Source organism: Paraburkholderia flagellata (assembly GCF_021390645.1).
GTDB classification, from domain to species: Bacteria; Pseudomonadota; Gammaproteobacteria; order Burkholderiales; family Burkholderiaceae; genus Paraburkholderia; species Paraburkholderia flagellata.
Genome location: NZ_JAJEJT010000003.1, coordinates 536221 through 549418 on the forward strand (window position 1 = coordinate 536221; position 13198 = coordinate 549418).

At 61.5% G+C, this 13198-nt stretch carries 14 protein-coding genes; 5 read left to right on the forward strand and 9 right to left on the reverse strand.

Annotated features, from left to right (window positions below; translation table 11 throughout):
- The first annotated feature begins 211 nt into the window (after positions 1-211).
- The 3 genes from L0U83_RS26040 (at position 212) to L0U83_RS26050 (ending at position 2838) form a co-directional block, all read left to right on the forward strand.
- Entirely contained in the window at positions 212-1360 is a 1149-nt protein-coding gene (locus tag L0U83_RS26040; RefSeq protein WP_233887044.1) for an alkene reductase, read from the forward strand.
- Entirely contained in the window at positions 1357-2073 is a 717-nt protein-coding gene (locus tag L0U83_RS26045; protein ID WP_233887045.1) for an SDR family oxidoreductase, read from the forward strand. Before L0U83_RS26040 ends, L0U83_RS26045 begins: the two co-directional genes overlap by 4 nt.
- Before the next feature lie 93 nt (positions 2074-2166).
- On the forward strand, positions 2167-2838 hold the full coding sequence (locus L0U83_RS26050; protein WP_233887046.1) for a peroxiredoxin-like family protein: 672 nt from the start codon (positions 2167-2169) through the stop codon (positions 2836-2838).
- A gap of 84 nt (positions 2839-2922) precedes the next feature.
- Here the strand turns inward: L0U83_RS26050 and L0U83_RS26055 are convergent, their stop codons facing one another.
- From L0U83_RS26055 to L0U83_RS26075, 5 genes are all read right to left on the reverse strand, one after another.
- Positions 2923-3816: a LysR family transcriptional regulator gene (locus L0U83_RS26055; protein ID WP_233887047.1), complete on the reverse strand. Its 894-nt coding sequence runs from the start codon at positions 3814-3816 to the stop codon at positions 2923-2925.
- 493 nt (positions 3817-4309) lie between these two features.
- Positions 4310-4927, reverse strand: coding sequence for a LysE family translocator (locus L0U83_RS26060; RefSeq protein ID WP_233887889.1), 618 nt, complete (start codon positions 4925-4927; stop codon positions 4310-4312).
- 263 nt (positions 4928-5190) lie between these two features.
- On the reverse strand, positions 5191-5790 hold the full coding sequence (locus L0U83_RS26065) for an NADPH-dependent F420 reductase (RefSeq protein WP_233887048.1): 600 nt from the start codon (positions 5788-5790) through the stop codon (positions 5191-5193).
- A 27-nt stretch (positions 5791-5817) separates the two neighbouring features.
- On the reverse strand, positions 5818-6585 hold the full coding sequence (locus L0U83_RS26070; RefSeq protein ID WP_233887049.1) for an SDR family NAD(P)-dependent oxidoreductase: 768 nt from the start codon (positions 6583-6585) through the stop codon (positions 5818-5820).
- 64 nt (positions 6586-6649) lie between these two features.
- Positions 6650-7384, reverse strand: a complete 735-nt coding sequence (locus L0U83_RS26075; RefSeq protein WP_233887050.1) for an SDR family NAD(P)-dependent oxidoreductase — start codon at positions 7382-7384, stop codon at positions 6650-6652.
- 104 nt (positions 7385-7488) lie between these two features.
- Between L0U83_RS26075 and L0U83_RS26080 the strand changes: the two genes are divergently transcribed.
- Positions 7489-8430, forward strand: a complete 942-nt coding sequence (locus L0U83_RS26080; protein WP_233887051.1) for a LysR family transcriptional regulator — start codon at positions 7489-7491, stop codon at positions 8428-8430.
- The gene (locus L0U83_RS40895; RefSeq protein WP_373321112.1) at positions 8430-8765 is read left to right on the forward strand and encodes a hypothetical protein; all 336 of its coding nucleotides are present in this window, start codon (positions 8430-8432) and stop codon (positions 8763-8765) included. Before L0U83_RS26080 ends, L0U83_RS40895 begins: the two co-directional genes overlap by 1 nt.
- Here L0U83_RS40895 and L0U83_RS26090 read toward each other — a convergent pair.
- The 4 genes from L0U83_RS26090 to L0U83_RS26105 form a co-directional block, all read right to left on the reverse strand.
- Positions 8749-9483 carry a dienelactone hydrolase family protein gene (locus L0U83_RS26090; protein ID WP_233887052.1) on the reverse strand — a complete coding sequence of 245 codons (735 nt, stop codon included), beginning with the start codon at positions 9481-9483 and terminating at the stop codon, positions 8749-8751. The two genes, L0U83_RS40895 and L0U83_RS26090, sit on opposite strands and share 17 nt — an antisense overlap.
- Positions 9484-9516: 33 nt before the next feature.
- A complete protein-coding gene (locus L0U83_RS26095) occupies positions 9517-10539 on the reverse strand; it encodes an XdhC family protein (protein ID WP_233887053.1) in 1023 nt (340 codons plus the stop codon).
- A 48-nt stretch (positions 10540-10587) separates the two neighbouring features.
- Entirely contained in the window at positions 10588-11733 is a 1146-nt protein-coding gene (locus L0U83_RS26100) for a porin (RefSeq protein ID WP_233887054.1), read from the reverse strand.
- A gap of 90 nt (positions 11734-11823) precedes the next feature.
- Entirely contained in the window at positions 11824-13170 is a 1347-nt protein-coding gene (locus tag L0U83_RS26105) for an MFS transporter (RefSeq protein WP_233887055.1), read from the reverse strand.
- Positions 13171-13198: the final 28 nt, after the last annotated feature.

Sequence of the window (13198 nt, forward strand, 5' to 3'; positions counted from 1 at the left end):
CTGCGGCGCCGCGGTGTGGATGAAATTTGGCGCAAGCGCTTCCAATCCGGTAGGCAGGCGCCGCACATATCAGCGATTCCTGGCGGGCATGACGGCGCGACCGAACACCCATGCCCTGGAGGAATGACTGCTATCGCCGCCGCCTGCCTTCCTGCCCGATGCGGTTGCCGCGAACATGGCGTCACCCCATTCCCTGAAGCAGGAGCGCCAAATGAAGCTGTTCAGCCAAACCCGCGTCGGATCGCTCGCCCTCAAGCATCGCGTCGTACTCGCGCCGCTCACGCGCATGAGAACCGAGCCCGGCAATGTGCCCGGTGATCTGATGGTCGAGTACTACGCCCAGCGGGCGTCCGAGGGCGGCCTGCTCATTACGGACGCAACGGCGGTTACGCCACTCGGCATCGCGTACGTCGACGCACCGGGCATGTGGACGCGCGAACAGGTTGCCGGCTGGAAGCGCGTGGTGGAGGCCGTGCACGCGAAAGGCAGCCCGATCTTCGTCCAGCTGTGGCACGCGGGCCGCCAGGCGCATGCGGCCAACACGGGCGGCTTCACGCCGGTTGCACCCTCCGCGCTGCGCTCGCTCGAGCACGCTGCGATTCGCGACGGACAAGGCCAGATCGTCGAAGCCGAACTGCCGGTGCCGCGCGAACTCGCAACCGATGAAGTCGCCGCGATCGTCGAGCAGTTTCGCCAGAGCGCGGTACTCGCGAAGGAAGCGGGCTTCGACGGCGTCGAACTGCATGCCGCCAACGGTTACCTCTTCGAACAATTCCTGCTCGACGGCTCGAACCGTCGCACCGATGCGTATGGCGGATCGCTCGAAAACCGCGCGAAGTTTCTGTTCGATACGCTCGATGCAGTTGTCGGCGTCTGGGGCCCGGGCCGCGTCGCCGTGCGGCTTTCGCCGAGTGGCACCTACGGCACCATGTCGGATAGCGACCCGCACGCCACCTTCGGCTACGTCGCCGCGCGCCTGAACGGCTACGCGCTTGCCTACGTGCACGTAATCGAGCCGCGCATCCGCGGCATTGACGAACGCGAGGCCGACGAGTCGGATGTCTCGTCGAAGGACATCCGCCGCTTTTACAAGGGCACGCTCGTGGCGGCCGGCGGCTTTACGCGCGACAGTGCTGAGCAGATTGTGCTCGACGGTCATGCCGACCTCGTCGCCTTCGGGCGGATGTTCCTCGCCAACCCGGACCTGCCCGAGCGCCTGCGCACGGGCATGCCGCTCAATCGCCATGACCGCTCGACGTTTTATGGCGGCGACGCTCGCGGCTATATCGACTATCCATTCGCGACGAGCCAGGTTTCGATGCGTCAGGCCGCCGAAGCCGCAACGGGAGAGCCGGCATGAAAACCCGTACGTTTCTCGTGACCGGCGCGACCAAAGGCATAGGGCTCGCGCTTTCGCGCCGGCTAACGGGGGCCGGTCATCACGTCGTGGGCCTCGCCCGCCACCGCGAGGACTTTCCCGGCAAGCTCGTGACGGTCGACCTGGCCGACCGCACGGCCACGGAAGACGTGCTCCGCGAGTTGTCCAGCGCTCACGCCTTCGACGGCCTCGTGAATAACGTCGGCCTCGTACGCCCGCAGGCAATCGGCGAAATCCGGCTGGACGATCTGGACAGCGTGCTCGCCGTCAACCTCCATCCCGCGCTGCAAGCCATGCAGGCCATCCTGCCGGGCATGCGTTCACGCGGCTGGGGGCGGGTCGTGAACGTCGCGAGCCTCACCGTGCTCGGCGCAATCGAGAGAACCGCCTATGCCGCCGCCAAGGCTGCGCTCGTGAGTTTCGCGCGCTCATGGGCGCTCGAACTCGCCGCGACCGGCATCACGGTGAACGCCGTGGCGCCGGGCCCTACGGAAACCGAACTCTTTCGCGCCAACAACCCGCCGGGAAGTACGGGCGAACAGCGCTATCTCTCGGGCGTGCCGATGCAGCGCTTCGGCACGCCGGACGAAATCGCCGCCGCCATCGCGTTCCTGCTTTCCGGGGACGCAGGATTCATCACCGGCCAGACGCTCTTTGTCGACGGCGGCGCATCCATCGGCCGGGCGTCGATGTAATCCGTTGCTGCCGAAACGCCCCCACGCGTTGAGTCGCGTGGAGGGCCGCACTTCACCCCTCGTCCCATGTTCAACCGTTCATTGGAGGTCATCATGTCGCTTCAGGACAAACTCGACGCATTCAAAGCAGACTTCAAGGCCGGCAAGGCGCCTTATTTCGCCCCGCCGGAAATCCATCCGATCATGGAGCGCGCAACAGCCGAGCTCATCGCGAGCGGCCAGGCCAGCCGCGCCGTGAAAGCGGGCGACCCCGCCCCAACCTTCCGCCTCAAAGATCAGGACGGACAGGAGGTCACGTCGACGGATCTGTTGAACCAGGGTCCGCTGGTCGTGACGTTCTATCGCGGCGTGTGGTGTCCCTACTGCAATCTGGAATTGCAGGCGCTCAACGAAGCGCTGCCCGAGTTGCAGCGCCTTGGCGCCAGCGTGGTGGCAATTTCACCGCAGTCCGCCGTCAACAGCCGCAAATCGGTGCGCGTAAACGGACTGAATTTCCCAGTGCTCAACGACACGCACAATGAAACCGCCGGCGCATTCGGCCTGCGCTTCGCACTGCCCGACTATCTCGTCGATCTGTACAAGGCACTCAAGAACGATCTACCCGCCTTCAACGGCGACCCGAGCTGGACACTGCCGATGCCGGCGCGCTACGTGATCGGCATTGACGGAATCGTTGCGTACTCCGAAGTCAATCCCGACTATACGCACCGTCCCGACCCTTCCGAAATGATCCCGGTGCTCCAAAAGCTCATGCAGACGCACTGAACCGCTCGCGCCTCGCGCCGCGCCGCCGCGGGACCGGCGCGGCTCGCCCCATTACCGGAAAGCGCGGCGAAGTCTTGCGAAGCGTCATGGCGGCGCTTCGGCCAGCACACTTTCGACAAAGGCCACGAAGGCCCTGGCTCTTGAGGTAACGAGCCGGCCCGCGGGGAACACCGCCCACAGGTCCACCGCTGGCAATTGCCAATCAGTCAGCACGGCACGCACGCGGCCGTCGGCCAGCTCAGGCGAGAACATCCATTGCGACGCAATGGCAAGCCCCATGTGCCCGAGCACCGCAGTGCGGATACCTTCCGCGGCACTAACGCGCACGCGGCCCGACACTACCACGGCCGTTTCGGCGCCGTTCTGGCTGAACGACCAGGACTCACCTCCACCACGCTGCGAATACACGATGGCCTGATGGCGGCTCAGGTCGGCAGGCGTGGCGGGCACACCGGCCTCCTCGAAATACTCAGGTGTGCCTACCACGAGCCGCGGGCTGCGGCTGATGCGCCGCGCGGTCATGCCTGAATCGTCGAGGCTACCCATGCGCAGCGACACATCCATGCCCTCCTCCAGCAGATCGATGTTGCGGTCGTCCAGCACGATATCGATCTCGAGTTGCGGATGCTGGTCGAGAAAGCGCTTGAGCGCCGGCATGACGTGCAGGCGCGCGAACGTCGGCGCCGCCGAAACGCGCAGCCGCCCGGACACGCTCTCCGAAGACTGCTTCGCGGCGTTCTCGGCCTCGTCCGCCTCCTCGATGGCGACCCGTGCGTGCTCGTAGAAGCGCTGGCCGGCATCGGTCGTATTGAGGCCACGCGTAGAACGCAGCAGCAAGCGCGTGCCCAGCCGTTCCTCGAGCTGAGCGACCGACTTGGAGACGGCGGGCTGCCCCACGTTCAGGCGCCTCGCAGCGGCGGAAAAGGAGCCAGACTCGACGACGGCGACGAACGTCTCCATGGCTGTCATACGATCCATCGCTAATCCTCTTTTTGCATGATTCGAATCGAGCCTCGAGGGTACGCGAAAGCAGCGATACGGTGTTCGGCTGCGTCAGGATTCAGGCGGCGCTCTCCCCAGGATAAATCGCAACGGCCGTTTGTAGTGGAAACACCGAAGGCGCGCCGTCCCCACACCACCGCAACCACACCGGCCTTGGCGACCTCGGGCAGAGCTAACAGAAACCATGCGAAGTTCGGAAGCGAGGAAGCGGATCGAGCGTCAGGAACGCACCGATAGACGGTGCGAGCCATGCGACCAGAGTGGACGCCATGACTAGCTCAAGCTGCTCGCGGACATAGCGCCTGTCATCGGCAAACGGGCCCCGAAGCCACACGCTGGCGGCGCAAATGCGTGGCCCATGACCGAAGCGGGCCGGCTACGGCGGTCCGCCTGGGGCGGAAGTCGGCCCGCAACGGACGGTCACCCACACGCAAAGCGCCCGTTCAGCCAGGCTCTGCCGGACGCTTTGTTAACGAAATGCCTGCCGGATTCCCAGCGCAATCATGAGACCTCCGCATGTGAGGTCGATCCATGCCTTCGCGCGACGATACGCCGTCGCAATCGCCGCGTGCGATAGAACGAGCGCGACTGCTCCGTACCAGCACGTCGCTGATGCACCGACAGTAGCAAGCATCGAGAAGAACGTCGCCATGGAAACGTGGGTGGGCACGGCTGAGGAAAACACCGCCGCATAAAAGGCAATGGACTTCGGGTTCGCGATATTTGTCGCGATACCTTGCAGGAAGGCGGCACGAAACAGAGGCGCCTTCGTTGGGTGACGTGCTCCTGAGGGGGTTGCCCGTGCCGACATAACGAGCCGCAGCCCGAACCAGACCAGATAGGCCGCGCCAGCAAGCCTGACGCCGACAGCGAGCCACGGGAAAATGGCGAACACCATCCCGATACCAAGGATGGCGCAAGTCGCCCAGAACAGATTCACCGTCACGATTCCGGCGACAAGCGAGAGCGCATCGGAGCGTCTGCCGGCTACCGCCTTGTGAGTGATTGCGACGAAGTTCGGCCCGGGTATGACGACACCTGCCGCATAGACAGAAAAGACTGTCGCAATAGCAGACCAATCAACCATTTGTAGCCTCAGTGAATTGTGGTTGTACAAAACGTGGAGTTGCTTCATCGACAGTATTCTGAAGCAATTCACGACTGACCGCTGTTGGCCGAGAGCACCAGTTCAATGAAGGTTCTGCGAAGCTGCCGTTGAAGTCTTCAACGGCAGCTTCGCACAGTCTGCCATGAGGGGGTCATTCCTGCACCTTGCCGTTCGGACGTTAAGGCGTCGGTCGTGTCGGGCAATCGGCCATTCGACTCCGCGAAATGTCCCGAAACAGCTGTTCACGAGTCAAACTTGATCAAGTCCTTGAAGATCAGTTGTCCCCAGTTATTTTCGCGCGCGTGCACAAGCAGTCCACCGTCCGAAAGCCCGCCAAGTTTGATCGGCGAGAAACCGAGATTTTCCGCAAGCGTACCAATCTCCGCTGCGGCGCCGTCATCGTCGCTCGCCAGGAACACGACTCTCCTGCCACCATGTACGGCCGGGTCCTGGCCGAGGACAGCAGCAACCAAATGATTGAAGCCTTTCACCAGCCTGGCTCCGGTGAATGCGTTCGCGACGAAAGCTGAGGACGGAAGGCCGTCCAGTTCGTCAAGCGGGGCGAACGTGTTCATCACGTCGATGATCGTCTTTCCCTTCCAGCTGGGCAGCGCCTTCGCAACCTCCGGGTGCGACTCGAAACGGACAGCCAAAAAGATGGTGTCCGCCTTGACGGCTTCCGCCAGGGTTTTGGGAATGATTCCGGGTCCGATCGCGGCCACATCGGATGCAAAGCTCGACGGGTCGCGCGTGGTTGCAATGGATACTTCGATACCGCTGCGGGCAAACGCCTCGGCAAGCGCGTGGCCGATCTTGCCGAAGCCGATGATTGCATAGCTCATATATTCTCCTTCGGTTTGTCGGCGCGCTCAGAGCTTGTAGCCGCCGCTCGCCTCAATCGTCTGGCCGGTTACCCAGTGGCCTTCGTCGGAGGCCAGGAACGCCACGACGGCAGCGATTTCTGAAGGTTCGCCGAAGCGCCCCAGCGCGATTCCGGCCTCGACTGCCTTCACGAGTTCGGGATTCTCTCTGAAGGCCGCGTTCGCGTCCGTTCGCGTGTAGCCCGGCGCTACAGCGTTCGCAGTAATTCCGCGCGGCCCCAGATCGGACGCGAGCGCATGGGTCAGGTTGTTGATGGCCGCTTTGGCCATCGAGTAGACGGGCGCAGCTGTCACGGGCTTCGTGGCGGCAGCGGAAGAGATGTTGATGATGCGTCCATCATCGGCAAGACGCTCCAGAGCAGCCTGAACGATGAAGAAGGGCGCACGGGCGTATACCGCCATCAGGGTGTCCCAACTCTCGGGCGTCGCGTCCTTGAAGCCAACCCAGCCGGAATTTCCAGCGTTGTTGACCAGAATGTCGAGAGCTTTGCTTCCGTTGCGCCTGGTGAACTCATCGTCGAGTTTCTCGAACAGGGCCGGGACGGTCGTCGGGTCAACGAGATTAGCGTGGATCGCGAACGCAGTGCCTCCAGCTTTCTCGATGGCCGCGACCGCCTCGTCTGCGCCAGATCTGCTGGCGTTGTAGGTCAGCGCGACCATCGCACCATCCTTTGCAAGACGTTCAGCGATGGCGCGGCCAATGCCCCGCGATGCCCCGGTAACGAGAGCAGTTTTTCCCTTGAGAGATTGTCCCATTTCATTTTCCTCCGTAGATGTGCGCACGACCGGATCACTGGAGTGTCCGGCCGGGCGTGGTGCATCAGAGTTGCGCCAGGCCACCGTCGGCGGCGACCTCGCTGGCTGTCATGAAGCTGCTGTCGGACGACGCGAGAAAGGCGGCCACCGCCCCGATCTCCGCCGGATCAGCCATGCGCTGGAGCGGAGTCATCGAGGCGAAGACCTTCTGGCCCTCTTCGCCCAGCGCTTCCTTCGCGAGTTCGGTCGCCGTCGCCCCGGGCGACAGCACGTTGACCCGGATGCCGGTGCCCTTCAGATCCTCCGCCCAGGTCCGCGCGAGGTTGCGCACTGCCGCCTTGCTCGCGCTGTAGGCGCTGAACGCCGGAGCGCCCGTGGTGCCGGCGCTCGATCCGGTCAGGATGATTGAACCGCCCTGGCCCATCAGCGGCAGCGCCTTCTGGACCGTGAAAATCGTACCTTTCACATTGGTGTCGAAGGTTTCGTCAATGTGCCCGGCAGTGATCTTGCCGAGCGGAAGCGGGCTTCCCGTGCCAGCATTGGCGAAGACGATGTCGAGCGTTCCGCGCTCGGCCTTTACCACCGCGTAGAGCCGGTCGAGGTCGGCCGGATCGGAGACCGACCCCTTTACCGCGCGGGCATTGGGCCCGAGGTCGGCCACAGCGGCGTCGAGCGCTTCCTGCCGGCGGCCAAAGATGAAGACGAAGGCGCCCTCCTCGATGAAGCGCTTTGCAGCGGCGCGGCCGATGCCGGTAGCGCCGCCGGTGATCACAGCGGTCTTTCCATTCAGTCTGGTCATGTCATGCATCCTTCGAGAGAAACGACAAACACCATTCTGGAGCGCTTGATTCATGAAGCCAATTGACTAAATATCTATAACTACGATCTACTTTTTAGATAGCCATGCTCGACAACGTCACCATCAATCAACTGCGGGCCTTCGTCGCCGTGTGTGACCAGGGAAGCTTTTCCGGGGCTGCACGGGAGCTGAAGCGTGCCCAGTCGGCGATCAGTCACGCGATCAACGCGCTCGAGAGCGCCTTTGATGTGGTGCTGTTCGAGCGCAACACCCGCAAAGCGACGCTGACGGCCGCTGGTCGCAGCCTCCTGCCTGATGCTCGCGGTGTGATCTCGCGCACCGAGGAAATGAAGATGCGCGCGGTTGCCATTGCTGAAGCCGGGGTCCCACAGGTCTCGGTTGCCGTGGATACCTACTTTCCGCGTGCGCACCTGATCGAATGCCTGCGCACACTGCAGGCGGACTTTCCAACGGTTGCAATCAATCTGCGCATGACGACGATGCAGGACGGCGAGCGTTTGGTTCTCGAAGGCACGTGCGCGTTGGCGGTGACGATCACGGACGTGCCGGAGCTGAGCCCCGGCACCATAGAAAGGCAGCATCTATGTGACACGCAAATGGTGACCGTCTGTGCGCCATCGCATCCGCTGGCCGCAATCGCGGGGCCAATTCCACGGGAGGAATTTGGCCGGCATATCCAGCTCGTCGTAACCGACAATCAGCCCGATGCGGAGAAGACACAACAGGGGGTCGCCAGTGAACGCCAGTGGCGCGTGAATGACCTCGGCGCGAAGCACGATCTGCTCAGGGGAAGCTTGTGCTGGGGGCACATGCCGCATCATATGGTTGCGGAAGACCTTGTGAATGGAACACTTGTCGAACTCCGGCGGCGCGCATGGCATATGCGCCCTCTCACGTTCATGATCTCGCAGCGGCGCGGGTACTCGTTTGCAGAATGTGAGGCACGGCTGGTCGAACTCCTTGGCAATCACCATTCCTCCTCTAAAGGTGGGCAGACCAAGGCCAGCGTAAAACGCGGTCGCTGATGCGTTTGCTCGGAGACGCTGCGATCCAGACCATGACGTGGGCACGACCACGTCTCGAGCGGCGAGACTTTCATTTCCTTCCGTTCACTCTCACTCCAAAGCACGAGTACGGGACAGGCGAGCTTCCGGCCCGCAGCGAAATCGCTCGCGTCGTGCTCGAGATCCTCAGACGTCGCGGCGCGATAATCCTCACCCACGATGCTCTGGTCGACACGCCTACGCGCGCCTCGCCGCCATCGGGGCGAAGCCGGCTCGCGGCCGAACCCGACACCTATATCGATGCCGCGCTGGCGAAGATTGCGGGAAGACTCGAAGTGCTTACAGCGTTCGCTTGAATAACGCCAACAGCTCGGTCCACCCGCGCTCGGCCGCCTTCTGGTTGTACACCGGAAAATCAGGCTTCATCCAACCATGCGCTGCGCCCTCGTACCTCTCAGCGCGATATCGCACGCCTGCATTTCGCAAAGACGCTTCAAAGCGCTCCGCCATGTCTGCGGGATAGTGCGCGTCGTTGTCCGCTGCCGCAATGTACAACTCTGCCTCGAGCCCCGCGACGAATCGATGAGGACTGCTTGGCGCATCGGTCGCAAGATTGCCACCGTGAAAACTGGCAACGCCCGCGAATCGATCGGGATACGCGGCCGCGGAGGTAATCGCCATCCCACCGCCCATGCAGAATCCGACAGCGCCGTAACGATCGCCTTTTATGTCCGCTCTGCTATCGAGATACGCGATGAGGGCCTCCGTATCCTCAGCGGCTTTGTCGTTCCCCGTAGTTGCCATCAAGGGACCTAGAATAGCCATCACGTCGCCCCGGAAAACCTCTGCAGGCACAAGAGGCCCATACGGTCCAAATCGATAGAACAGATCGGGGAGCAGGACCACGAAGCCTGAATCCGCCAGCCGCCCTGCCATCGCCAAAACCGCCGGACGTATCCCGCCTGCGTCCATGTAAAAAATCACGCCCGGCCACCGACCTGAGCCCGCCGGGCTGAATACGTGGGTTTCACAGTCGCCATCGTTGGTGCGGACAGTCACTTTCTCGTAAGGCATCGCGACAAACTCTCAATAGAAGGTACGGAACCATTAAACGCATGCATTGATCGCGGGAGTATTCGCAACTTCTCTCGCCGCCTTCGCACACTCAACCCGGAGGGTCGCCGGTAGCAACACACTATTCTTCGCCGCTGTCACTTCCGCAAGGATCGATATCGCGATTTCGGGGGGTGTGCGGCTGCCGATATAGATCCCGGCCGGACCGCGTAAGCGCGCAAGCTGTGCGTCGTTTAGATCGAACTCTTTGAGCCGTTCCCGTCGCGCGGCATTGTTGCGTCGCGAACCGAGCGCACCGACGTAGAACGCCGGTGTCTTCAGCGCTTCCATTAGCGCGAGGTCGTCGAGCTTTGGATCGTGCGTGAGTGTAATCATCGCACTGCGTTCGTCGAGTTTCATATCCAGAACCGTATCGTCGGGCATCGTACGGGTGAGCCTCGTGCCGGGAACGTCCCAGGTGTGCATGTACTCCTCGCGCGGATCGCACACTGTCACCTGATAATCGAGCCCTGTCGCGATCTGGCACAAGTAACGCGATAGCTGTCCCGCGCCAATTACCAGCATACGGTAGCGCGGACCGTGAATCGTCGTCAGGTGTGTTTCGTTGAAGTACACACCGTCAGTCGTACTCGCTGGCCCAAGTGTCGCTGCACCCGTCACCATGTCCAACGTGCGCGCCACCAGCTCGCCCCGACCGAGCGCTTCGTACACGGCATGAATACCGCTTTGCGGCGTAATCGGCTCGAGCACGAGTTGCATCGTGCCTCCGCATGGCAGCCCGAAACGACGCGCCTCCTCGGCGCTAATGCCGTATTCGACCACTTCGGGTGCCGTTTGCGTGACGCCGTATCGACGCACCCGGTCGATGAGGTCATCTTCGATGCAACCGCCCGAAATGGAGCCCACCACATGACCATCGTCACGCAGAACGAGCATCGCGCCCTCCGGGCGCGGCGATGAGCCCCAGGTCTTCACCACGGTCACGAGCAGCATGCGGTCGCCCGCATCGAGCCAGCGCATCGCAGCTTCCAGAACCTCAAAATCGACACTGTTCATACTCACCTTTCCTTCGATACGTGGTCAAGCGATTTCACGCGGGCGGCGTCAGAACGTATGGCGGATGCCGATCATCGCAGCGGTGCTTGAGGTGCCCTCAGGAACCGGCGCAGCATAGGCGATCGTCTGGCTCATCTTGCCGCGGTTATTGACATGGCCAACCTGTACGTAGGCGACGGTAGTCTTGGAGAAGTTGTATTCGGCACCCACTGCGAACAAATCCGACTGACTGGACGAAACGTTGCGGTCCTTCAGATAGTAGAAGCCCGAAGTGACCTTTAAGGCCGGACTAAATTTGTAGCCGATCCCCCCTGAAATCATCTCGAAGTCGTCGTGACTGCTGTTCGCCGGGTTCTTGCCAATGCTGTACGACGTCGACACGGAAAGATCGTGAAACGTGTACATCGCGCCCAGATAGTAGAAGCGGTTGTTGTTCTGGCCCGTGGAAGGCACCGTGATGATCGCGCCGGTAGCTGTCGTTATGAACGGATTGGTATCGTGGCCGTTGTAGTAAGCGGCCGAGAGGTTCAGGCCGTAGTTCGAATACCTAAGGACTGCCGACTCGCGCGTGCCGCCCTGGAACTGGCCAGCGACGCCACCCGGCGCATACTCGAGCCCAAGCGACAGACCATGAAATTTCGGCGATTGGTACACAATTGCGTTGGAGTCGTACAAGGCACCGATAGGACCGTTCGTGCTGGTGCCCTGCCAACCTGCAGCCTGATTCATGCCGAGCCATGCAGTGAGGATGCTGCCGAAGAATTGCGCACCACGTACGTCGGTATCGGCCATCGCGAATATCATCGGCACGAACTGACGGCCCGCGTCGATCGAGCCGAAAGGACCCGAGATGCCCAACGTCGCTTGCTGGTTGAAGATGGCGGCGGAGCCCGGCGTGTCGGACAGCCCGAGCTTTCCGTTTGTGCTGCTGAATGCTCCCTGTAGCCTGAAGTTGACCCTGTAACCGCCTCCGACATCTTCGGCACCCTTGATACCCCAGAAGCTTGTGAAAATCCCTGCGTCCTTGAGTTCGTAAGCATGCCCGAGATTCACTTTCGACTGGAAGTTCAGCGCATTCGCGCTTTGATACAGCAATCCGGTATCGATGGCGCCATAGAGCGTAACCGACGATTGCGCGTGTGCCGCGATCGCCCACCCAACGAGCGCCGAGGCGACGATCATCTTCAAATTCATGACGTCTCCAATATTGTATTTATGTGCCGAACGGGTCCGGCGTAGTCACTTCAAAAGTTGCGGTGCGAGCAGATCGACGATCATGTGCATTCATGTATCGATATCCACGAAGCTTCTTGTGTTGCGCGCTTCGAACGTACGTGTTGTTCGTTCGCCAGTTTCCGGGCCAAAGACAATGGCGATCAGCCCCACTGCAAATACGGAAGCGATACCGATTCCGACCGCACGAAATCCCAGATTTATCGAAGCAGAGGACACTAGCAAAGGTCCAAGTGCGGTAAATAGACGTGCCGCATTCCACGTGAATCCCTGCCCCGTGGCGCGAACATGGAGCGGAAAGAGTTCGGTCAGGTACAGCGCGACGATCCCGAATCCTCCCATTGCGAAAAAGCCGAATCCAAGCATGGCGAGATAGAACGTCATCAGGGTCTTCGCAACACCGAAAAGTGCAACGACCGCAATCCAGGCGCCAGCACAAAACACGGCATAGACCGCCCGTCTGGAAATACGAGGCACCAGACTGACCACAAGCAGTGTCGAAGCGTATCCAAGTACCGCGCCGACGTTGGTCGACATGAAAGCGATGCCCGTTTGCCTGGTGAATTCTGCGTTGCCGGCATGGGGGAAAAACTCTCTCAGCAAAGTGGGAAAGAGAATCGACGCGCCCCAGCTACCGATCATCATTGCCGAAGAAATGAGCGTCCCTACAACGGTTCGACGAAGCAACGGACGGCCAAATATCTCGGATATCGAGCCCATTCTGGGCCCTGCGTGACGAATTACGGCCGCATGTGACTGCTCCCAACGAGCCGATTCTGGTGTGATGAGCCGCAGGCCAAGGCTCGCAACTGCCGGTGCCGCTCCGACACCAAGCATCCAACGCCATCCCGCACCTGAAAGAAAGATCGCAAGCGCGGAGGCAGCGACTAGCCCGACTACATTGGCAACCTGCATCACCTGGACCGCCTTTGCCCTGTGCTTTTCCGGCCAGGTCTCCACAACCAGCGCGGCGCCCGCAGCCCACTCCCCCCCGATGCCGAAGCCCGCCAGCATCTGAAACAAAAGAAGTTGGTGCCAGTTGTGCGAGAAGGCACCGGCCGCCGTAAATACCGAGTAAATCAGCATCGTGCCGAGCATCACTCGCGCCCGCCCAAACCGGTCGGCCGCGATGCCAAACAGAATGCCGCCGATCCCCCAACAAAACAGTTTCGCGCCGACAATGAGCCCCCCGATCTGCATCACGCTGCCCTGTGACGCCCCAAGCAGGTCATGAAGGGCCGGCACCATGATCATGGTGAAAAGGTAGAGATCCATCGCATCGAACATCCAACCCACAAACGCCGACCCGAGCACTATCCAGGCTGCCTTTCCTACGGCCGAAGCACCGACATTGCTCCCGCCTTCTGTCGACTCAAACGGAGTCGAGTTCGTCTTCATCGGTCCATCTCCTTCTTTGCACTGCTAA

What these genes read in the sequence shown, in the direction of transcription:
- L0U83_RS26055 (WP_233887047.1), bottom strand. Translation starts at nt 3,816, where the DNA reads ATGGATCGTATGACAGCCATGGAGACGTTCGTCGCCGTCGTCGAGTCT.
- L0U83_RS26070 (WP_233887049.1), bottom strand. Translation starts at nt 6,585, where the DNA reads ATGGGACAATCTCTCAAGGGAAAAACTGCTCTCGTTACCGGGGCATCG.
- L0U83_RS26075 (WP_233887050.1), bottom strand. Translation starts at nt 7,384, where the DNA reads ATGACCAGACTGAATGGAAAGACCGCTGTGATCACCGGCGGCGCTACC.
- L0U83_RS26095 (WP_233887053.1), bottom strand. Translation starts at nt 10,539, where the DNA reads ATGAACAGTGTCGATTTTGAGGTTCTGGAAGCTGCGATGCGCTGGCTC.
- L0U83_RS26060 (WP_233887889.1), bottom strand. Translation starts at nt 4,927, where the DNA reads ATGGTTGATTGGTCTGCTATTGCGACAGTCTTTTCTGTCTATGCGGCA.
- L0U83_RS26080 (WP_233887051.1), top strand. Translation starts at nt 7,489, where the DNA reads ATGCTCGACAACGTCACCATCAATCAACTGCGGGCCTTCGTCGCCGTG.
- L0U83_RS26050 (WP_233887046.1), top strand. Translation starts at nt 2,167, where the DNA reads ATGTCGCTTCAGGACAAACTCGACGCATTCAAAGCAGACTTCAAGGCC.
- L0U83_RS26090 (WP_233887052.1), bottom strand. Translation starts at nt 9,483, where the DNA reads ATGCCTTACGAGAAAGTGACTGTCCGCACCAACGATGGCGACTGTGAA.
- L0U83_RS40895 (WP_373321112.1), top strand. Translation starts at nt 8,430, where the DNA reads ATGCGTTTGCTCGGAGACGCTGCGATCCAGACCATGACGTGGGCACGA.
- L0U83_RS26045 (WP_233887045.1), top strand. Translation starts at nt 1,357, where the DNA reads ATGAAAACCCGTACGTTTCTCGTGACCGGCGCGACCAAAGGCATAGGG.
- L0U83_RS26100 (WP_233887054.1), bottom strand. Translation starts at nt 11,733, where the DNA reads ATGAATTTGAAGATGATCGTCGCCTCGGCGCTCGTTGGGTGGGCGATC.
- L0U83_RS26065 (WP_233887048.1), bottom strand. Translation starts at nt 5,790, where the DNA reads ATGAGCTATGCAATCATCGGCTTCGGCAAGATCGGCCACGCGCTTGCC.
- L0U83_RS26040 (WP_233887044.1), top strand. Translation starts at nt 212, where the DNA reads ATGAAGCTGTTCAGCCAAACCCGCGTCGGATCGCTCGCCCTCAAGCAT.
- L0U83_RS26105 (WP_233887055.1), bottom strand. Translation starts at nt 13,170, where the DNA reads ATGAAGACGAACTCGACTCCGTTTGAGTCGACAGAAGGCGGGAGCAAT.